Source organism: Aeromonas sp. FDAARGOS 1403 (assembly GCF_019047325.1).
GTDB lineage: Bacteria > Pseudomonadota > Gammaproteobacteria > Enterobacterales > Aeromonadaceae > Aeromonas > Aeromonas dhakensis.
Genome location: NZ_CP077249.1, coordinates 4,338,236 through 4,358,036 on the forward strand (window position 1 = coordinate 4,338,236; position 19,801 = coordinate 4,358,036).

14 protein-coding genes are annotated in these 19,801 nt (G+C 63.0%); 9 read left to right on the forward strand and 5 right to left on the reverse strand.

Translation table 11 applies throughout. The annotated features are described in order from the left end of the window. Window positions 1-63 precede the first annotated feature (63 nt). The 3 genes from ggt (at window position 64) to I6L33_RS19820 (ending at window position 5,453) form a co-directional block, all read left to right on the forward strand. Window positions 64-1,842, forward strand: coding sequence for a gamma-glutamyltransferase (gene ggt, locus I6L33_RS19810; protein WP_216973185.1), 1,779 nt, complete (start codon window positions 64-66; stop codon window positions 1,840-1,842). 387 nt (window positions 1,843-2,229) lie between these two features. Next, window positions 2,230-3,873, forward strand: coding sequence for a YbaL family putative K(+) efflux transporter (gene ybaL, locus I6L33_RS19815; RefSeq protein ID WP_216973186.1), 1,644 nt, complete (start codon window positions 2,230-2,232; stop codon window positions 3,871-3,873). A 398-nt stretch (window positions 3,874-4,271) separates the two neighbouring features. Further along, window positions 4,272-5,453, forward strand: a complete 1,182-nt coding sequence (locus I6L33_RS19820) for a M28 family metallopeptidase (protein ID WP_216973187.1) — start codon at window positions 4,272-4,274, stop codon at window positions 5,451-5,453. An 83-nt stretch (window positions 5,454-5,536) separates the two neighbouring features. On the opposite strand, the gene I6L33_RS19825 is transcribed toward I6L33_RS19820, so the two are convergent. Then, window positions 5,537-5,740 carry a hypothetical protein gene (locus tag I6L33_RS19825; RefSeq protein WP_139726329.1) on the reverse strand — a complete coding sequence of 68 codons (204 nt, stop codon included), beginning with the start codon at window positions 5,738-5,740 and terminating at the stop codon, window positions 5,537-5,539. 304 nt (window positions 5,741-6,044) lie between these two features. On the opposite strand from I6L33_RS19825, the gene pykF reads away from it, so the two are divergent. From pykF to I6L33_RS19845, 4 genes are all read left to right on the forward strand, one after another. After that, a complete protein-coding gene (gene pykF, locus I6L33_RS19830; RefSeq protein WP_019839755.1) occupies window positions 6,045-7,457 on the forward strand; it encodes a pyruvate kinase PykF in 1,413 nt (470 codons plus the stop codon). Window positions 7,458-7,607: 150 nt separating this feature from the next. After that, window positions 7,608-10,931, forward strand: a complete 3,324-nt coding sequence (mscK, locus tag I6L33_RS19835; protein WP_216973188.1) for a mechanosensitive channel MscK — start codon at window positions 7,608-7,610, stop codon at window positions 10,929-10,931. A 210-nt stretch (window positions 10,932-11,141) separates the two neighbouring features. Beyond that, window positions 11,142-11,975: a hypothetical protein gene (locus I6L33_RS19840; protein WP_042007389.1), complete on the forward strand. Its 834-nt coding sequence runs from the start codon at window positions 11,142-11,144 to the stop codon at window positions 11,973-11,975. A gap of 65 nt (window positions 11,976-12,040) precedes the next feature. Then, a complete protein-coding gene (locus tag I6L33_RS19845) occupies window positions 12,041-13,051 on the forward strand; it encodes a beta-propeller fold lactonase family protein (RefSeq protein ID WP_216973189.1) in 1,011 nt (336 codons plus the stop codon). 56 nt (window positions 13,052-13,107) lie between these two features. Here the strand turns inward: I6L33_RS19845 and I6L33_RS19850 are convergent, their stop codons facing one another. The 4 genes from I6L33_RS19850 to I6L33_RS19865 form a co-directional block, all read right to left on the reverse strand. Beyond that, the gene (locus I6L33_RS19850) at window positions 13,108-13,848 is read right to left on the reverse strand and encodes a dienelactone hydrolase family protein (RefSeq protein ID WP_099359608.1); all 741 of its coding nucleotides are present in this window, start codon (window positions 13,846-13,848) and stop codon (window positions 13,108-13,110) included. 45 nt (window positions 13,849-13,893) lie between these two features. Further along, on the reverse strand, window positions 13,894-15,420 hold the full coding sequence (locus I6L33_RS19855; protein WP_005303170.1) for a methyl-accepting chemotaxis protein: 1,527 nt from the start codon (window positions 15,418-15,420) through the stop codon (window positions 13,894-13,896). Between the two features lie 39 nt (window positions 15,421-15,459). Continuing rightward, window positions 15,460-16,191, reverse strand: coding sequence for an ABC transporter substrate-binding protein (locus I6L33_RS19860; protein WP_017781973.1), 732 nt, complete (start codon window positions 16,189-16,191; stop codon window positions 15,460-15,462). 495 nt (window positions 16,192-16,686) lie between these two features. Continuing rightward, window positions 16,687-17,925 carry a uracil-xanthine permease family protein gene (locus I6L33_RS19865; RefSeq protein WP_019839748.1) on the reverse strand — a complete coding sequence of 413 codons (1,239 nt, stop codon included), beginning with the start codon at window positions 17,923-17,925 and terminating at the stop codon, window positions 16,687-16,689. 305 nt (window positions 17,926-18,230) lie between these two features. On the opposite strand from I6L33_RS19865, the gene I6L33_RS19870 reads away from it, so the two are divergent. Continuing rightward, window positions 18,231-19,457, forward strand: a complete 1,227-nt coding sequence (locus I6L33_RS19870; protein ID WP_216973190.1) for a Hint domain-containing protein — start codon at window positions 18,231-18,233, stop codon at window positions 19,455-19,457. Further along, window positions 19,454-19,795 carry an RT0821/Lpp0805 family surface protein gene (locus I6L33_RS19875; protein ID WP_010633298.1) on the forward strand — a complete coding sequence of 114 codons (342 nt, stop codon included), beginning with the start codon at window positions 19,454-19,456 and terminating at the stop codon, window positions 19,793-19,795. The genes I6L33_RS19870 and I6L33_RS19875 overlap by 4 nt, the downstream gene beginning before the upstream one ends. Window positions 19,796-19,801: the final 6 nt, after the last annotated feature.

Below are 19,801 nucleotides of genomic sequence, written 5' to 3' on the forward strand. Positions count from 1 at the left end.
GTCATTAGCGCCAATCGTGACATAGTCCCCCCTCATGCTCATAAAACAGACAAGGAGAGTGTCATGTTGCGCAAAACGCTGGGGCTGGCCATCGCCCTCGCTCTGCTGGCCGGCTGCACCGCTCAGCAGAGCCCGCAAACGCCCCCCGCCCACACCCTGATCGCGCCGGAGGCCGCCAGCGGCTGGCAAGAGAAGCAGGGCTGGCAGGGTCACGACTTCATGGTGGCCGCCGCCAACCCGCTGGCGGTGGAGGCGGGCTACCAGATGATCCAGGCCGGCGGCAGCGCGGTGGACGCCGCCATCGCGGTGCAGCTGGTGCTGACCCTGGTGGAGCCGCAGTCCTCCGGCATCGGCGGTGGCTCCCTCATGCTGGTGTGGGACGGCAAACAGGTAGCCGCCGTGGATGGCCGAGAGACGGCCCCCGCCGCCGCCACCGATCAGCTGTTCATGAAGGATGGCAAGCCGATGGCCTTCTACGACGGCGTGGTGGGCGGGCGCTCGGTGGGCGCCCCCGGCACGGTGCGGGCACTGGCGCTGGCCCACCAGCGTTACGGCAAGCTGCCCTGGGCTACGCTGTTCGAGCCCGCCATCACCCTCGCGGAGCAGGGATTCGTGATAAGCCCGCGGCTGGCCGCGCTGCTGGCCAAGGACCCCTATCTTGCAAAGGACCCGGACGCACGGGCCTACTTCTATCAGGCCGACGGCAGCCCCAGAGCGGCGGGCAGCCGGCTGACCAACCCGGCGCTTGCCAAGGTGCTGCGCACCCTGGCAAGCGAGGGGCCGGACGCCTTCTATCGCGGCCCGCTGGCCGAGGCCATGGTGGCCAAGGTGCACGCTCACCCGACCAACCCCGGGGTACTGAGCGCCGTCGATCTGGCCAGCTACCGCGCCAAACTGCGCGACGGTCTCTGCTTTGACTATCGCCAGAGCCGGGTGTGCGGCTTTCCGTCCCCCTCGTCCGGCACCATTGCCCTTGGCCAGATCTTCGGCATGCTGGAGAGTCGCGACATGGCGGCCCTCAAGCCGGTGCCAGGGGAGCAGGGCCAGCCGGCCGCCTCTGCCGAGGCGATCCACCTCTACAGCGAGGCGGCGCGGCTCGCCTTTGCCGACCGCAACCAGTACGTGGCGGACAGCGACTATGTGGCGGTCCCCGTCAGCGGCCTGCTCGACAAACACTATCTGGCCCGGCGCGGCGCCCTCATCGGCGAGCGTTCCATGGGCCTGGCCAACGCGGGCACCCCGCCGCTGGCGCCGGCTCGCGGCCAGGATGCAACCCCTGAGCTCCCCTCCACCAGCCACATCTCCATCGTCGACAAGGCGGGGATGGCGGTCTCCATGACCAGCTCCATCGAAGACGGCTTCGGCTCGCGGCTGATGGTCAACGGCTACCTGCTCAACAACCAGCTCACCGACTTCTCCTTCACCTCGCTGGACGCCGCCGGGCTGCCGGTGGCCAACCGGGTGGAGCCGGGCAAGCGACCGCGCTCCTCCATGTCCCCCCTGCTGGTGTTCGACAAGAGCAGCGGCGAGCTGGAGATGAGCCTGGGCTCCCCGGGGGGCTCCGCCATCATCAACTACGTGGGCAAGACGCTGCTGGGCACCCAGGATTGGGGGCTCAACCTGCAACAGGCGATCAATCTGCCCAACTTCGGCAGTCGCAACGGCCCCACCGAGCTGGAGGCAGGCCGCACCCCGGCCGCCGTGGTCGAGGCGCTCAAGGCGAAGGGGCACGAGGTGGTGTTGAGCGAACAGACCTCAGGCCTGCAGGGGGTGCAGCGCAACGCCGGCGGCTGGCTGGGCGCCGCCGATCCGCGCCGGGAGGGGATCGCCAAGGGTCAGTGAGCCCAGAGGTATGCACCCAACCCTCAATGCAACGAAGCGGCCGGTCGGCCGCTTTTTTTTGTGAGGCCAGGCTGCGCTCGCCTTGGCCACAAAAATCATCACAGATTGATTAATACTGCCAAGATAGGTCAATAAAAATAGAGCTCCTCACCTTAAAAGCATCACTTATCCACTTTTAATCTCAAAATTAGCTTTAAATGTGGATAAAGATTGTCTTTCCACCAAAAACGTATTATTTTTCAACAGAAACGGCAACTGTTGTCCCTCAGACACGCCCCGTGCACGGGACCAGCATCTGTCTCTTTCGCCCCCTGCTCATTGACAGCTGCCCTCTTCGCCCGCGCGGTGATCTGGTAGCCCCCTGACTGCCATTAGCGAGGTGACGACATGGACCACTCCCTTCCCCTGATTACCACCCTGGTCGGCGGCTTCGTGCTGGCCTACATCCTCGGCATGCTGGCCCAGCGCCTCAAGATCTCCCCCATGGTGGGCTATCTGGCGGCCGGCGTCATCTCGGGCCCCTTCACCCCGGGGTACGTGGCCGACATGAAGCTGGTGCCCGAGCTGGCGGAGCTGGGTGTGATCCTGCTGATGTTCGGGGTGGGGCTGCACTTCTCCTTTCGCGATCTGATGTCGGTAAAGCGGATCGCCATCCCGGGCGCCATCGCCCAGATCGCGGTCGCCACCCTGCTCGGCATGGGGCTCGCCTCGCTGCTGGGGTGGGATCCGATCGCCGGCCTGATGTTCGGCCTCGCTCTCTCCACCGCCAGTACCGTGGTGCTGCTGCGGGCGCTGGAGAGCCGCCAGAATCTGGAGACCCTGCAGGGGCGCATCGCCATCGGCTGGCTCATCGTCGAGGATCTGGTGATGGTGCTGGCGCTGGTGATGCTGCCCATCATCGCCGACATCCGGTTCGGCGAGCAGGTCATGAGCTGGCAGAGCATAGCGCTGGATCTGAGCTGGACCCTCGGCAAGGTGAGCCTGTTCGTGGCGCTGATGATGGTAGTGGGCAGCCGCTTCATCCCCTGGCTGCTGACCCACACCGCCAGCACCGGCTCGCGCGAGCTGTTCACCCTGGCGGTACTGACCTGCTCCCTTGGCATCGCCTTCGGCGCGGTCAAGCTGTTCGGCGTCTCCTTCGCGCTCGGCGCCTTCTTCACCGGCATCGTCATGAACCGCTCCGAGCTGAGCCACCGCGCCGCCAACAACACCCTGCCGCTGCAGGACGCCTTCGCCGTGCTGTTCTTCGTCTCGGTGGGTATGCTGTTCAACCCGGCAGTGCTGCTGACCGAGCCGCTGGCGGTGCTGGCCACCCTGTTCATCATCATGTTCGGCAAGTCGGCGGCGGCCTACGCCATCGTGCGGCTGTTTCGCTACAGCAAACGCACCGCCCTCACCATCTCCGCCAGCCTGGCCCAGATCGGCGAGTTCTCCTTCATCCTCATCGGGCTGGCCATAGTGCTAAAGCTGGTGCCGGAAGGAGCCCGTGACCTGATCCTGGTGGGAGCCAGCCTCTCCATCATGCTCAACCCGCTGGTGTTCAACGCCGTCGAGCGCTACCTGGAGAAACACCCGGACGCCGACAACCCCCAGGAGCTGGCCGAGTGCACATGCCCGCCGGTGGAGATGAAAGGGCACACCATACTGGTGGGCTATGGCCGGGTCGGCCGTCTGCTGGTAAGCGGCCTGCAGCAGGCCGGGCGCGAGCTGGTGGTGATCGAGCAGGATCCGCACCGGCTGGAGAGCCTGCGCCAGGCCGACATTCCCCACATCAACGGCAACGTGGCCGATGACGAGGTGCTGTGCCGCGCCGCCATCACCGACGCCAGCTGGCTGCTGGTGGCCATCCCCAACAGCTTCGAAGCCGGCGAGGCCATCGCCCAGGCCAGGCTCATCAACCCGACCATCCGGGTGATCGCCCGTGCCCACAGCGACGACGAGGTGAGCTTCCTCACCAGGCAGGGGGCGGACAAGGTGATCATGGGGGAGCGGGAGATAGCCCTTGGCATGCTGGCCCAGGCGACCGCCTGAACCCGCATTCAGATGCAGAAGAGGGGCCTGCCCCTCTTTTTTATGCCTCTTTGTATACCCGCGCTTTTAGGCACCCAGGCCCCTCCTCACCCATTCCCGCCGGCGTTTCGCGCCGATATGGCATAGTTTGACTCCCTTTGTCAGCCCCCCAGGTCAGGGCCGATCGCCGCAACGGCCGCGAGCACCCTGCTCACCGCCCTCTCGCCAGCACAAAGCTCCGCCAGCCGCCCTCGCCGGCCCGCAGTAGACAGCAGATCCTGCAGCGACCCCTACCGGATTGGGGGTGCGCCGCGCCAGATGGGCAAATTCGCCGTTCAGCCTCCTTGGCTAGACTGGGCCAGTCGTCTTATGACACCCATTTGGCACATGTGCCCACAACCAATCTGGAAGGATCCGCCATGAAACCCTTGTTGACTGCCCTCTTGCTCCCCCTGCTGCCTCTCGCCGTACAGGCCGCCGAGCCCGTCTGGATAACGGTCGGTGCCGACAGCGGCGTCGAGCTCAAGCAGGTGAAAGCCAAGCTGGCCCCCCTGTTCAGCGCCAGCGGCGCCCCCATCCAGCTGGCCCAGATCGAGGCGAGCGAGCTCGGCACCCTCTCCCACCTGATGCACGAAGGTCACCAGCGCTGCGGCGGCTACGTGGTGCACAGCACCCTGGCCGACGCCCTGCAGAGCATGGCCCAGCCCATCAGTCAGAACCTGTTCAGCGCCCCGCCGCTGACCCAGGGAGCCAGCGTCAACCGGCTGCTGCCCTATCTGGATCAGGGCAACATAGTCGGCACCATCAGCCAGCTCGCCAGCTGGCGCAACCGCTACTACACCACCACCACGGGGGTGCAGTCGGCGGACTGGGTGGCCAGCCAGTGGCAGACCCTGAGCGCGACCCTGCCCTGGGCCAGCGTCAGCCGGGTCAAGCACAGCGGCTATCCACAGCAGTCCGTGGTGCTGACCCTCAAGGGCAGCCGCTATCCGGACGAAGTGGTAGTGCTCGGCGGTCACCTCGACTCCACCGCGGGCTCGGCCCCCAACAGCCGCACCCTGGCGCCGGGCGCCGATGACGATGCCTCCGGCATCGCTACCCTGACCGAGGTGCTGCGGGTCATCGCCGAGCAGGGCCGCCAGCCGGAACGCACCCTGCAGTTCATCGGCTATGCGGCGGAAGAGGTGGGGCTGCGCGGCTCCAAGGACATCGCCACCCGCTACAAGGCGGCCAACACCAAGGTGCTGGCGGCGCTGCAGCTGGACATGACCAACTACCAGGGCTCGGCGGAAGATATCGTCTTCATGACCGACTACACCGACCAGGGGCTCACCGGCTATCTGGCCCAGCTGCTGGACGCCTATCTGCCCCAGATCCGCTACGGCTACGACAGCTGCGGTTACGGCTGCTCGGATCACGCCTCCTGGCACAATCAGGGCTACCCGGCCGCTATGCCGTTCGAGTCGCGCTTCAACGACTACAACCCCAACATCCACACCGCCCGGGACACCTTGCAGAACTCTGATCCCTCGGCTGCCCACGCTCTCAAGTTTGCCCAGCTGGCCACCAGCTTCGCCATCGAGATGGGCAAGATAAACTGAGCCGCCAAGGCGCGGTGACGCACCCAACACAAGAGGGAGGCCAGGCCTCCCTCTCTTCTTTTCAAACCTGCCGCTCAGGGCTGTCAATTCGTCCCGGCAAGCGGGAGATTGGAGCGCGGCAAGCCTGGCTGCGCGTGGGCCGTGGCGGCCTGCGCATGCAGCCTTTCAAGGCGCTCGAACGCGCGCAGCGTGCCATCGCGAGGAGCGGGATCGGCCGGCCAGCAGCTGGCGGGCAGCGCCTGCACACCCAGCAGGGCGACGGACAACAGCAGCAGATAAGGGACCATCTTGCAGCACTCCGGTGGCAGCAGAGTGTCTATTCTTGTCGGGGACCGATGACGGTTTGATGAAGGGACGGGATCGTCATTTTACAACATTTGACGAAGCGGGCCGGCGCCGAGATACATATGGCGACATTTATGCCAAATCTGCGCTGACCAGTTAATTTATGCCCTAAAAAGTAGCCGGGAGGAAAACGTTATCCCTGAAAAGAAAACGTTATCTGGTCAAAACGTTGTTTCTGGATCATAAAAAGTATCCAAAAACTGGTGTATATTGCACGGCGGAAACTCCTTAACCATGAAGACTGACATGAAAAAGACCAAAATCGTCTGCACCATCGGTCCCAAGACCGAATCCAAAGAAATGCTGGCCAAGATGCTGGACGCCGGCATGAACGTCATGCGCCTGAACTTCTCCCACGGCGACTACGCCGAGCACGGTGGTCGCATCAGCAACCTGCGCGCTGTCATGGCCGAAACCGGCAAGCACGCAGCCATCCTGCTGGACACCAAGGGTCCGGAAATCCGTACCATCAAGCTGGAAGGCGGCAACGACGTGGCCCTGGTCGCTGGCCAGACCTTTACCTTCACCACCGACCAGACCGTGGTTGGCAACAAAGACAAAGTCGCCGTGACCTATGCCGGTTTCGCCAACGACCTGCGCGTCGGCAACCGCATCCTGGTTGACGATGGCCTGATCGGTCTGGACGTCATCGAAATCACCGAGCGCGAAGTTGTCTGTAAAGTACTGAACAACGGCGATCTGGGCGAGAACAAGGGCATCAACCTGCCGGGCGTCTCCATCAAGCTGCCGGCCCTGGCCGAGAAAGACAAGCGCGACCTGATCTTCGGTTGCGAGCAAGGCGTTGATTTCGTTGCCGCCTCCTTCATTCGCAAGAAAGAAGACGTGCTGGAAATCCGTGAGCACCTGAAAGCCCACGGTGGCGAGAACATCCAGATCATCTCCAAGATCGAAAACCAGGAAGGCCTGGACAACTTCGACGAAATCCTGGCTGTCTCCGACGGCATCATGGTTGCTCGTGGCGACATGGGTGTCGAGATCCCGGTTGAAGAAGTTATCTTCGCCCAGAAGATGATCATCGAGAAGTGCAACAAAGCCCGCAAAGTGGTCATCACCGCCACCCAGATGCTGGACTCCATGATCAAGAACCCGCGTCCGACCCGCGCCGAAGCCGGCGACGTGGCCAACGCTATCCTGGACGGTACCGACGCAGTCATGCTGTCCGGTGAGTCCGCCAAGGGCAAATACCCGCTGGAAGCCGTGACCATCATGGCCACCATCTGCGAGCGTACCGATGCAGTGATGCCGTCCAACCTGTCTGCTGCCAACGACAGCAACAAGCTGCGCATCACCGAAGCCGTATGTAAAGGCGCGGTAGAGACCTCCGAGAAGCTGGACGCCCCGCTGATCGTGGTTGCCACCGAAGGCGGCAAGTCTGCCAAAGCCATCCGCAAGTACTTCCCGAAAGCCTGGATCCTGGCCATCACCACCAACAAGAAGACCGCAGCCCAGCTGGTACTGACCAAGGGTGTGGTTGCTCACGTGGTTGACAGCATCGCCTCCACCGACGATTTCTATCGCATCGGCAAAGAAGCGGCCCTGGCCAGCGGCATGGGTCTGAAGGGTGATGTGGTTGTCATGGTCTCCGGTGCTCTGGTACCGAGCGGCACCACCAACACCGCTTCTGTTCACGTTCTTTAATCGGAACTGAACAAGCTGAAAACGGCGCCCGCGGGCGCCGTTTTTTTTATCTCGCCCCCCTGCTGCCCCTTTCTGCCCGGTGTTAGAATCCACGCGGATTTAATCCAAGTGGGACATCTCCCGAATATCGCGTAATAACCCGGAAGTTTTATGCTCTCAATACCGTTCAAAAGAGCCTCGGCCACCCTGTTGCCGCTGCTCTGCTTACTCGTCAGCCTCTGCGCCCCGCAAGCCATGGCGCAGGACGTGCCCCAACGTACCAGCGTACAACGGGCACTCGACGCCCTCGGCAAGTCGGACACCCTCACCGTCAGCCAGCAGGCCGACCAGAAATTCCTGACCGACACCCTCTCCCTGCTCGACAGCATCGAGAAAGAGAAGAGCAAGGCAAGGAGCCAGAACGAGCGGGTCCGCTCCCTGCCGGCCGAGCTGCGCGACATCAGCGCCAGACTGGATGCCCTGACCCAGGGCAAGAGCGCCGAGCAGATCAAGAGCGAATACGCCAGCATGAGCCTGAGCGAGCTGGAGAGTCGCCAGCCCGACGTCATGGCCAACATGCAGGATGCCCAGGAGGCCCTCGGCACCATCGGCAGTCAGCTCACCAACCTGCAGACCCTGCCGGAGCGGGCCCAGGCCAGCATGAGCCGCGCCTATCAGCGCAGCCAGGAGATCCGTACCCGCCTCAACGCCGGTGACGGGGTGAGCAGCGCCGAGAAGATGAAGCTCAATGCCGAGCTGGCCCTGCTGGATCTGCAGCTGGCCAACCTGCAGAAGGAGCTGGACAACCGCACCAGCATGCAGGATCTGGCGGTCAAACAGCGCGACTACCAGACCGCTCGCCTCGCGAGCGAAGAGCAGAAGCTGCAACTGCTGCAGGAGCAGAGCAGTGCCAAGCGCCTGGGCGACACCGAGAAGACCGCCGAACAGACCGGTGAGCTGGTGGCCGCCGCCGACAGCCCGCTGGTGCAAAAGGAGCAGGAGCTCAACCACCAGCTCAGCCAGCAGCTGGTCAGCGCCACCGCCAGCCTCAACTCGCTGGTGCAGAAGAACCTGCAGGCCAAGAGCTGGCTGGAGCGCGGCACTCAGACCGAACGCAACCTCAACGAACAGGTGCAGATGCTCAAGGGCAACCTGCTGCTGTCGCGCATCCTCTATCAGCTCTACCAGCAGCTGGAGTCCTCCCCCTCCACCTTGGTGAAGAACCTGGAGGAGCAGATCGCCGACCTGCACCTGGCCCAGTTCGAACTGAGCCAGCAGCGTGACCAGCTGTTCCAGAAGACCCAGTATCTGGACAACCTGATCGCCAATAGCAGCGAGCCGGTGAGCGAGGAGGACAGAGCCAGCCTCTCCAAGCTGCTCGACACCCGCATCAGCCTGCTCGACCAGCTCAACCGCCAGCTGGATGCCCAGCTGACCAACGCCATCAGCCTGCAGCTGACCCAGCAGCAGCTGGCGCGGATCTACTCCTCCATCGAGTTCACCCTGCAGCAGCACATCTTCTGGGTGAGCAGTAACAAACCCATCGACGGCAAGTGGTTCATCAGCTGGCCGGCCCAGGCCTACAAGCAGGCCTCCGACTGGGTGCTGAAACCGGACTGGAGCGGCTGGGGTGAGACCTTGCTGCCCATCACCCTGCTGGCCCTGCCGCTGCTGCTGATAGGTGGCCTGCTGATCTGGAAGCGCCCGACGCTGATCGAGCGGCAGAAGAAGATCACCAAGGATCTGGGGCGCTTTCGCCAGGACAGCCAGTGGCACACCCCGGCAGCCCTCTGCTATACCGTGCTGCAACGCCTGCCGGGCAGCCTGTTCATCCTGGCTGCCGGCCTGCTGCTGACTGACTGCGGTCTGCTCAGCTCCAAGCTGATTTTCCAGATCACCCTCAACCTGGCACTCGGTTATCTGGTGTTCAGCGTCTATCTGGCGGTGATGCGGCCGGGCGGCATCGCCGAGAGCCACTTCCGCATTCCGAAAGCCGATCTGCAGGCCAAGCGCACCAGCATGCGCTACCTCTGGGTGCCCTTGCTGCCGCTCATCATGCTGTCGACCAAGGCGGTGGTGGAACCCTCCTCCCTTGGCAACGACGTGGTGGGTCAGGCGCTGACCCTGGCCCTGCTGGGGCTGGCCGCCTACCTGGTGTTCCCCATCTCCCGCGCCCGCATCAAGGGCGAGGCGAGCATGCAGCAGTCCATCACCGCCATCGCCCTGGCGCTGGCACCGGTGGCGCTGATCGTGCTGGTGGGACTGGGCTACTACTACACCGCCCTCAAGCTGACCGGCCGGCTGATCGAGTCCTTCTACCTGCTCATCCTCTGGAGCTTGGTCTATCGTACCGCCCTGCGCGGCCTTGAGCTGGCGGCCCGTCGCCTGGCCTATCGCCGTGCGGTGGCCAAACGAGAACACAAGGCCCAGGAGGATGCGGAAGGGGGAGACACCATCGAAGAGCAGCCCATGGATCTGGAGGATGTCAGCCAGCAGTCGCTGCGTCTGACCCGTACCGTGTTGCTGCTGATCTTCGGCGTCGCCTTCTACTGGCTCTGGTCCGATCTGGTGGCGGTCTTCTCCTACCTCGACAGCATGGTGCTGTGGCACCGCACTGAAGGGACAGGGGCCAATGCCGTGATGTTCCCCATCAGCCTGAGCGACGTGCTGATAGGCTTCCTGCTGCTGGGCGGCGCCTGGTCGCTGGCCCGCAACCTGCCGGGTCTGCTGGAGGTGCTGGTGCTCTCCAAGCTGAACCTGGCCCAGGGCACGGCCTACGCCATCACCACCATGCTCAACTACGTGCTGATCGGGGTCGGCTCACTGACCGCCCTTTCCATGATGGGGGTACAGTGGGACAAGCTGCAGTGGGTCGCCGGTGGTCTGTCGGTCGGTATCGGTTTTGGCATGAAGGAGATCCTCTCCAACTTCGTCTCCGGCATCATCATACTGTTCGAGCGTCCGGTGCGGATCGGTGACACCGTCACCATCGGCTCCTTCTCCGGCACCGTCTCGCGGATCCGCATTCGCGCCACCACCCTGACCGACTTCGACCGCAAGGAGGTGATCATCCCCAACCAGCAGCTGATGACCGAGCGGCTCATCAACTGGTCGTTGAGCGATACGGTCACCCGGGTCATCGTGCGGGTGGGCGTGGCCTACGGTTCGGATCTGGAGCTGACCCGCACCCTGCTCAAGCAGGCGGCGGACGAGAACAGCCGCGTGCTCAAGGATCCGGCGCCCATCGTCTACTTCCTCACCTTCGGTGCCAGCACCCTGGATCACGAATTGCGCTTCTTCGTGAGCGAGCTCGGCGATCGCAACCCGGCGGTGGACGAGCTGAACCGCAAGATAGACCAGCTGTTCCGCGAAAACGGCATCGAGATCGCGTTCAACCAGATGGATGTCTACATCAAGAACATGAAGGATGAAGAGCAGAAGGTGGAGTCCGACTCCACCCAACCTCCCGCCCTGCCGGGCCCCCAGCCCGGTTAAGGCAGCCCCTTATCTCATTCGAAGGCCCCGCAAGGGGCCTTTTTTGTGTCGGTGGCCCACCGCTTGCGCTGGTTTTGTGACGGGCTGGCCAGAATGGGGCACAGTTTGTCGCTAGCCTGAAACGCTTGCCTCCCCGGATGAGGGGCCTGCCAATCCCGGTCGGCCGCGATACACTGAGGAGCCGATCCCCCACATTTGCCAAGGTGCGCCATGAGTTCCCAACCCTCTCTGCTCTCTTTTCTCGGCTCTCCCCTGCTCGGGGTGGCCGCCACCTATGTCGACCCCGCCAGCAAGGAGACCGGCGTCTACATCTGCGGGGTCGAGATCCAGCCAGACAACGAGCTGCTGCTGACCTTCCCCAAGGGACACCAGCTGGCGGTGGGGGAGAAGATCACCCTGCATCTGGACAACCGCACCGGGGTCGACGAGTACGACGCCTCCTTGAGCGTCTATCGCGTCTCCTACAAAGGGGTGATCGCCCGCACCGCTCCGGACAGGGTGCAGGTCACCCCGCTGCAGTTCGAACTCTGGTACGGCAACCGTGTGGTCTACGGCTTCGCCCAGCCGGGCTATCAACATCCGGCCGATGAACGTCCCGCTAGCGAGCTGCCGGTCACCCCGCTCACCGGCCTGCCGGTGCCTGACTTGCGTGAGGTTGAGAACAAGATCGGGGTGCTGGTGACCCGGGCCCAGTCCCAGCCCCACACCACTGTGCTGGCGTTTCTCTCCTCCGATGAGGACGACATCTTCTTCATCACCTTCCCCGAGACCTTCAAGTCGCAGTTGCTCAAGCGGGACGGCCGCTGCCACTTCGCCATCGACTCGCGGGCGGTGTTCACCTACACCCGCGCCATCGAGTGGAACTACACCATCATCGCCGCCGATGCTTACCAGATCCCGCAGGATCACCCGCTGTTCGAACCTATCCGCGCCGCCTTCGTGCAGAAAAACCCGTGGGAAGTGGGCTTTTTCAGCCACCCGCAGGTGGAGCTCTACCACCTCAAGGCCCGCCAGGTGGTCTGCCCGGGCCGGGCAAAAGAGTAGCTCCAGCCGGGCGCGAAAGAGGATAAGATGGCCTGCGGTTGCCTATCACAAGGAGTGAGAAACAGATGCAGCAGGTCGTTTATGTGGCGAGCCCCGCCAGCCAGCAGATCCACGTGTTTGCCCTGGCCGATACTGGGGAGCTCACGCCATTGCAGGTGGTCGACACCCCGGGCCAGGTCCAGCCGCTGGTGATCAGCCCGAACGGGCGCTGGCTCCATGCCGCCGTGCGCCCCGATTTCGCCCTGATAAGCTATCGCATCGAGGCCGATGGCCGGCTGGAAACGCAGGGATCGGCACCGCTGGCGGGCAGCGTCTCCCACACCGCCATCTCGGCCGACGGCCGCTTCCTGCTGGCGGCCTCCTATGCCTTCAATCAGGTTACCGTCTCCGCCATCGGCGCCGACGGCCGGGCAGCGCCCCCCCACCAGCAGCTCGACGGCTTGCAGGCCGCCCATTCGGTCACCCTGCTGCGTGAAAATAAACAGGGCGAGCAGGAGGTGCTGGTCGCCTGCCTCAAGGAGGATTGCATCCGCCGCTTTCTGCTCTGCAAGGAGGGGCGGCTGCGCCCCCATCCGCTGGGGGATCTGGCAACCGCCAGCGGCGCCGGGCCGCGCCATCTGACGCTGCACCCGAGCAATGGCGACCTCTATTGCCTCAACGAGCTCGACTGCACCATCAACCGCTACCGGCCCACCGCCGACGGCGGGATCCGGCTCTGCCAGAGCCTCTCTATGCTGCCAGCCGGTTATCAGGGGGAGCGCTGGGGGGCGGATCTGCACGTGACACCCGACGGGCGTTTTCTCTACAGCAGCGAGCGGGCCAGCAGCCTGCTGACCCAGTTCGCCATCGCACCGGATGGCGAGCTCGGCGTAGTCGGCCACTTCCCGACAGAGACCATGCCCCGCGGTTTTGCCATCGACCAGAGCGGCCACTGGCTGCTGGCGGCCGGGCAGGCTTCCCACCAGCTGGCGGTGCATCGCATCGACCCGATCAGCGGCGCCCTGACCCTGCTGACACGCTATCACGTAGGGGACGGGGCCATGTGGGTGAGCGTACTGGCACGCCATCAGCCATGATCAACAGACAGCAAAAAGCCATGGCACTGCCATGGCTTGCAAACCAGCGCACAGGGTTACTTTGCGGAGATCTCTGCCAGAAAACCGACCAGGCGTTGCCAGGCAAGGGCATCGGCTTCGGCGTGGTACCTGTCTGATCCAAACACACTGAATGCGTGAGGGGCACCACTGTAACTGGTCGCTTCATGGCTGATGCCGGCCTTCTCCAGCTCGCCGATCAAGGCGGCAAACTGCCCCAGGCTGACCGCCTCGTCAGCACTGCCATGCTGTATCAGCACACGTCCCCTGACCTGTTGGTAGTTCTGACCTGGCGGCGTCTCCAGCCCGCCATGCACGCTCACTGTACCGTGCAGATCCGCCCCGCTGCGGGCCAGCTCCAGCACGGCGGCACCTCCGAAACAGTAACCGAGCGCCACGACCTTTTCCGGTTTGCCTCCCAACCTCGTGGCCTCGGCCAGCGCCCCGGCGAGCAGGGTCCGCATGCTCGCCCTGTCCTGGTATAGCGCCCCTGTCAGCCGCTTTTTATCCTCCACCGCAGTGGGTCTCACGCCAACGCCGAACAGGTCGGCGGCAAACACCCGGTAACCCAAGGCCGCCAGCATGTCGGCACGCTTCATTTCATACCCGGTCAACCCATCCCAGTCATGGACCAGCAGCACCAGAGTTGACTGCTGACTGGCCCCCGCCAGATGATAACCTTCGAACGTCCGCCCTTCGACCTGATACCTGACGGACCCGGCCTGCAATCCTCCTGCCCACAGAGCCCAGAACAGGACAAGCATCCTGGTTACTCCCATCATCCACTCCTCTGCCTTGACGGCCAGCTCGCTGGCGCCCGGCGATCACACCCTGAACTGTTTGAGCAGACTGTCCAATTGAGCCGACAGCTGGCGCAAATCACTGCTGGCATCGGCTACCTGCCCCACCCGCGCCGCACTGTCGTTGTTGAGCCCTGCGATGCGATTGACGCTGTTGCTGACCTCTTCCGCCACCGAGTGCTGCTCTTCCGAGGCCTGGGCGATATACATGTTCATTTCACGGATAAGGCCGACCTGGGTCTTTATCTTCTCTACCGAGAGCTGCACGTCGGCGGCTTGTGCCCCCGCCTGGGAGGCCTTGTCCTGACTTTGCTGCATACCAGAAACCAGATTGTGGGTCGCCTGCTGCAAGCGCGCGATACTGGCACTGATCTCCTCGGTTGACTGGCGTGTACGGCCGGACAGCGTTCTCACCTCATCGGCTACCACGGCAAACCCGCGCCCCTGATCCCCGGCTCTGGCCGCCTCAATGGCGGCATTGAGGGCCAGCAGGTTGGTCTGTTCGGCAATGCCGTTGATCACTTCGATGATATTGCCGATGCTGCTGCTCTCGCTCGACAACGAACGGATCAGGTTGGCGACCCGCTCCACCTCGCCGACCAGCTGATGAATGGCTTCATTGGCTTGTCCTGCCAGCTTGTAACCCTGCTCCACATAGAGACTGGCTTCGTCGGTCGCACCGGATGTCTTGACCGCATTGCCCGCCACTTCCTGTACCGCATGACTCATCTGGGTGATGGCGGTCGCAACCTGATCCAGCTCTGACTGCTGTTCGGCGCTGCCGTGCCGGGTATCGGTCGCCAGCGAATCGCACAGCTCCGCCGTCTGCAAGACGCCTGCCGACAGGGTATTAATCTCCGACACTGTCCCCTGCAGCTTGGCAATGAATTGATTGATGTTGCCAGCCAGCGCCCCCATCTCGTCATGCCGGCGGATCTTGAGGCGCTGGGTCAGATCCCCATCTCCCTGGGCCAGATCGAAGACTGCGGAGTTCATCTGCCGCAAGGGGCGCAGCACATTGCGATGGATCAAGACCATCAGCAACAGGATGATGCCGACGTCCAGCACCACTATCTGCCAGACGGTGGTGATGAGCAGATGGCGCAACTGGATCAAAATGGCCCGATCACTGCTGACCACCAGCAGATTGGCCACCGTCTTGAGCTGGCCGTTGTCGTCGTAGACCAGCTCATGGCTGGCATGGCTGCCCAGATCGGCAGGCAGCTTTGCCACCACCTGAATTTCACCGGCATCATCACGGACAAACCCCGCAACCAGCTTGTCCTTGTTGACCACCAGCAGGCTGCTAAGCGCATCCGTGGCCAGCTCGGATTTGAGGGATGCCTCGACAAAAGCCGATTCGTAATTCCACAGCGGACCAGGCAAGGAGAGCTGCAACCGGCTGATGGCCTGCTCGACCATCTCGGCCTGTCTGCGGTAGCTCTCCTCCCTGGCGGCGTTGTAGTTATATCCACCAAACAACACCAGCAGCAGACTCACCGACAGGGAGGTCAGCACGGCAATCCTGAACGTCAGACTATTCCAACCCATGGTTCCCTCCCGATATCGGCAACGACGTCTTGTTACAACTTAATGGTACTTGGCATTGATCTTGTCGATGGTGCCATCCGCCTTCATGGCGGCCAGGATCTCGTTGAGCTTGTTGATGAGCTCATCCGGGGCTTCCTTGTTGAAAGCCAGGCTCATCTGGGTTTCCTTGAACACAAACACCGGCTTGGGACTGGACGTCTTCTCCTGGGCGGCCAGATAGGGGGCCAGGTACTCCCCGGTCGCCCAGAGATCGATGCGACCAGCCTCCAGTTTCTTCACGTTGGCGGTATCGTTGGCCGCCAGCTGCAGCTTGCCAAACCCTTGCGCCTTGAGATATTCGGCAGCGGCATCACCGTTGTAGCCCCCAACCGAATACTGCTTCGCATCTTCCAAGGAGTTGACCGTGATGGTGGAAGACGGATTGGCAAAGAAAACCCAGTTGTTGTTGACCAGCGGCCCGACCCACTTGAAGAGGTTTTCCCGCTCCGGCGTGCGCGTGGTGGAGTACAGGGCGGTATTGGGCGTGCTGAGGGTATCTTCGTAGGCACGCTTCCAGGGCATCATGCTCAGCTTGTATTCGACCCCGGCCCGCTTGAACAGCTCCTCCACCACCTCCGTGGAGAGGCCGACTATCTTGCCACCCTCCCCCTGCATGTTGAACGGCGGATAATCCTCGGTCATCACGTTCAAGGGTGCCGCCTGTACGGCTCCCAGCGCCAGCACCGAAGAGGCCGAGAACAGGGCGCTTTTCCACAACAGTTGATATTTCATTGCAACCTCACTTTGCTCACAGCTCGTCCCTCAATGTCCGCACCAGTCGATGTGCGGACCCTTACGACCCTTCTCGGATCGTGCCGGCTTGCACGGTTTGCCGCGCCTTCGTCATGTCGGCGGCAAGCAGATGGGGTGGTTTAACAGGGTGTGACGGCCAGAACAGCATCATAAGAAGAGAGGAAGATGCATCCCATGATGGGGGGCGTAAACGCCTCTTTTTTCATACTGATCCGCACAGCACAGTGTCAAACCTGACCTTTAGCAAAGGTCAGGAACAGGGATCCGTCAAATGGTGCCCTGGCCAGACAGGCTTCAATCAACCCCTCTTTTGAGGCTTGCGGATACTCTCGGACGACAATGCCTGCTGGCGAGCAAGCTATTGACTTTATACGTATTAACGCCTCCACCGGCCCAGCGATGTGTCAGATGGCGGAAAAGAGAGAGGCCACCCTGAGGTGGCCTCTGCAAGACAGGGATACGCCGTCCGTTGACTCAATCCTTGGCGCTCTCCATGGCACCCTCTTCGGAGTGCTGGGGCAGGATGAGGTTGAGCAGGATGGCGGCCACCGAGGCCAGACCCACGCCCGCCAGGGCGAAGTCACCGATCTTCATCTCCAGCGCGCCGACACCCACGGTCAGGGTCACCGCCACAATGGCGATGTTGCGCGACAGCCCCAGATCCACCTTGGACTCCACCAGGGTCTTGAGACCGATGGCTGCAATGGATCCGAACAGCAGCAACATGATGCCGCCCATCACCGGCATCGGGATGGAGGTGAGCAGGGCGTTGAACTTGCCGAAGAAGGCCAGAATGATGGCGAACACCGCGGCCCAGGTCATGGTGACCGGGTTGAAGTTGCGAGTGATCATCACGGCACCGGTCACTTCGGCATAGGTGGTGACGGGAGGGCCACCGATGAAGCCGGCGAAGCAGACGCCGATGCCGTCACCGGCCAGGGTACGGTGCAGACCCGGGTTCTTGGTGTAATCCTTGCCGGTCACGCCACCGATGGCCAGCACGCCACCGATGTGCTCGATACAGGGGGCGATGGCTACCGGCAGCATGAACAGCGCCGCTGCCCAGTTGATCTCCGGGGTCACGAAGTGGGGCAGCGCCAGCCAGGGGGCGTTGACCATGCCGTCGAAACTCACCTGACCCATCAGCACGGCAGAGACATAGCCCGCAATCACGCCACACAGGATGGGGATGAGCTTGATCCAGCCCTTGCAGAACACCGCCGCAATCAGGGTGACCGCCAGCGAGATGCCGGCCAGGGTCAGCGCCGTCGAGGCAGGCATCACCTGCTCACCACCGGCACGGCCCATGGCCATGTTGCAGGCCACCTGGGCCACCGACAGGCCGATCACCATGATCACCGGGCCGATCACCACAGGCGGCAGCAGTTTGTGCACAAAGCCCATGCCGCGGGCGCGAATGAGCGCGGCCAGGATGAAGTACATGAAACCGGCGGCAAACAGACCGAACATGGTGGAGGGCAGGCCCCAGGTCTGAGTGGCGTAAATGATGGGGGCGATGAAGGCAAAGCTGGAACCGAGGAAAATCGGGACCTGGCGGCGGGTGCAGAGCTGGAACAACAGGGTGCCTACACCGGCGCCAAGCAGGGCCATGGAGGGGTTCAGTCCGGTGAGCAGGGGCACCAGCACCATGGCACCGAAGGCGACAAACAGGATTTGCAGCCCGGCGACGCTTTGCTTGACTAAGGAAAACATGGATGTCCTTAATTTTTTGATAACTGACAGGGATATTTGACACTTTTCAGTTATCACAAGACTTTTTCAAGGCACTGAATGAGCCATTCGGCGTCATTTGTTGCCTCTTACTGCTTGGGGAGGGCATGGAACTGGCTTTTTAGGCGGGATTCGTTGCTACAAGCATCGAGGATGCGATTTTACGCACTTTTATGGCCGGCGCCAATCGTTTTTCCATGCTGTTTTGTTTGTCAATGGCTCCCCTGCCCCTCCATCAGCCCGCCCTATACTTGATGACGTGAACCCAGCCGGACAAGGAGTCCCCCATGTCACAGCCTACTTTCAAACCCAGCCAGCGCCGACTGCTGGTGGGTTCGGCCATCGCCCTGGCCCTGTTTGCCACCCCGCTGAGCTATGACTTCAGCCACCATCAGTGGCAGGTGAATCAGGCCTATGCCAAGTCCTGTTTCGTGACCGGCACCCGCATCCTGATGGCCGACGGAGAGGAACGTCCCATCGAGACCCTGCAAGCCGGTGAACGGGTGCGGGATCAATATGGCCGCAGCAACCTCATCCTCTCGGTCGAGCGGGTACTGCTGGGAGCGCGCCGGCTCTACGGGCTCAACCGGCTGGCTCCCTTCTTCACCGCCGAGCACCCCTTCCTGACCACCCGCGGCTGGGCGGCCATCGCGCCGGCCATAACCCGTACCGAAAACCCGACTCTCGCCGTGCTGCCGCTCTTTACCGGCATGCACCTGCTGGGGTGGTCTGAGCATGGCAACGCAGGCAACCTGGCGCTGGCCCCGCAGCCCGCCCTGTTGCTGCTGGAGTCCCTCTGCTGGATTGACGCCCCACCCACCACGGCACTGTTCAACCTGATCCTGGATGGCAGCCACAGCTATGTCGCCAATGGGCTGATCGTTCACAACAAGGATGGCGACGGCAATAGCGGTGGGGGTGACAGTGGTGGTGGAAGCAGCAGTGGTGGCGGCGGTAGTAGCAGTGGTGGCGGCGGTAGTAGCAGTGGAGGTGGAAGCAGCAGTGGAGGTGGAAGCAGCAGCGGTGGAGGTGGCAGTGACAGCGACGGCGGCAGCAACAGTGGCGGCGGCAGTGACAGCGATGGTGGCAGCCATGGCAGTGACGACAACGGCGGTGGGGAGCACGCCGGCGGCGAGCAACATGCCGGAGGGGACCGCCATGCCGGTGGCGAACAGCATGGCGGCGGGGAGCGCCACGCCGGCGGCGATCGTCACGGTGGTGGACGAGGCCTGGGCAATGGCCTCGATGACAACGGAGTGGACGCCGTCGATGCCAACGGCAACGAGATCCGGGGCGATGGCACGGTCGACGACAACGGCATGGATGCCGTCGATGCCAACGGCAACGAGATCCGGGGAGATGGTACGGTCGATGACAACGGCATGGACGCCGTCGATGCCAATGGCAACCAGATCCGGGGCGACGGCACGGTCGATGATCGCAACCAGACACTGACCGATGCACAGGAGCAAGCCCTGATCCAGCAAGGGTTCAACAGCAAGGAGCAACCATGAGCCGTTATCTGCTGATCTGCCTGGCGCTGTGGTTGTCCGCCTGTGCCACCCAGCCAGCCGCCCCGCTCTACCACCAGATGGACAAGCAGGACGTGGCACTCGCCAACCAGGCCCTGGCCGAGGCGCTGCAAACCCGTCCCAAGGGTCAGAGCCTCACCTGGTTCAACCCCGCCAGCCGCCACTCGGGCAGCGTCACGCCGCTGCGCACCTTTCGCCATCCCAACGGCCTCTGGTGCCGCGACTATCGCGAGCAGCTCTATATAGGCCAGGCCAGCCAGCAGTGGCAGGACACCGCCTGCCGCAGCAAGGCGGGGCACTGGCTGCCGCTGCGCGGCTGACAAGAT

Coding starts and splice junctions, on each gene's coding strand:
- I6L33_RS19840 (WP_042007389.1), top strand. CDS start 11,142: ATGAGTTCCCAACCCTCTCTGCTCTCTTTTCTCGGCTCTCCCCTGCTC.
- I6L33_RS19825 (WP_139726329.1), bottom strand. CDS start 5,740: ATGGTCCCTTATCTGCTGCTGTTGTCCGTCGCCCTGCTGGGTGTGCAG.
- I6L33_RS19870 (WP_216973190.1), top strand. CDS start 18,231: ATGTCACAGCCTACTTTCAAACCCAGCCAGCGCCGACTGCTGGTGGGT.
- I6L33_RS19850 (WP_099359608.1), bottom strand. CDS start 13,848: ATGGGAGTAACCAGGATGCTTGTCCTGTTCTGGGCTCTGTGGGCAGGA.
- I6L33_RS19820 (WP_216973187.1), top strand. CDS start 4,272: ATGAAACCCTTGTTGACTGCCCTCTTGCTCCCCCTGCTGCCTCTCGCC.
- I6L33_RS19855 (WP_005303170.1), bottom strand. CDS start 15,420: ATGGGTTGGAATAGTCTGACGTTCAGGATTGCCGTGCTGACCTCCCTG.
- I6L33_RS19875 (WP_010633298.1), top strand. CDS start 19,454: ATGAGCCGTTATCTGCTGATCTGCCTGGCGCTGTGGTTGTCCGCCTGT.
- ybaL (WP_216973186.1), top strand. CDS start 2,230: ATGGACCACTCCCTTCCCCTGATTACCACCCTGGTCGGCGGCTTCGTG.
- pykF (WP_019839755.1), top strand. CDS start 6,045: ATGAAAAAGACCAAAATCGTCTGCACCATCGGTCCCAAGACCGAATCC.
- I6L33_RS19865 (WP_019839748.1), bottom strand. CDS start 17,925: ATGTTTTCCTTAGTCAAGCAAAGCGTCGCCGGGCTGCAAATCCTGTTT.
- I6L33_RS19860 (WP_017781973.1), bottom strand. CDS start 16,191: ATGAAATATCAACTGTTGTGGAAAAGCGCCCTGTTCTCGGCCTCTTCG.
- I6L33_RS19845 (WP_216973189.1), top strand. CDS start 12,041: ATGCAGCAGGTCGTTTATGTGGCGAGCCCCGCCAGCCAGCAGATCCAC.
- ggt (WP_216973185.1), top strand. CDS start 64: ATGTTGCGCAAAACGCTGGGGCTGGCCATCGCCCTCGCTCTGCTGGCC.
- mscK (WP_216973188.1), top strand. CDS start 7,608: ATGCTCTCAATACCGTTCAAAAGAGCCTCGGCCACCCTGTTGCCGCTG.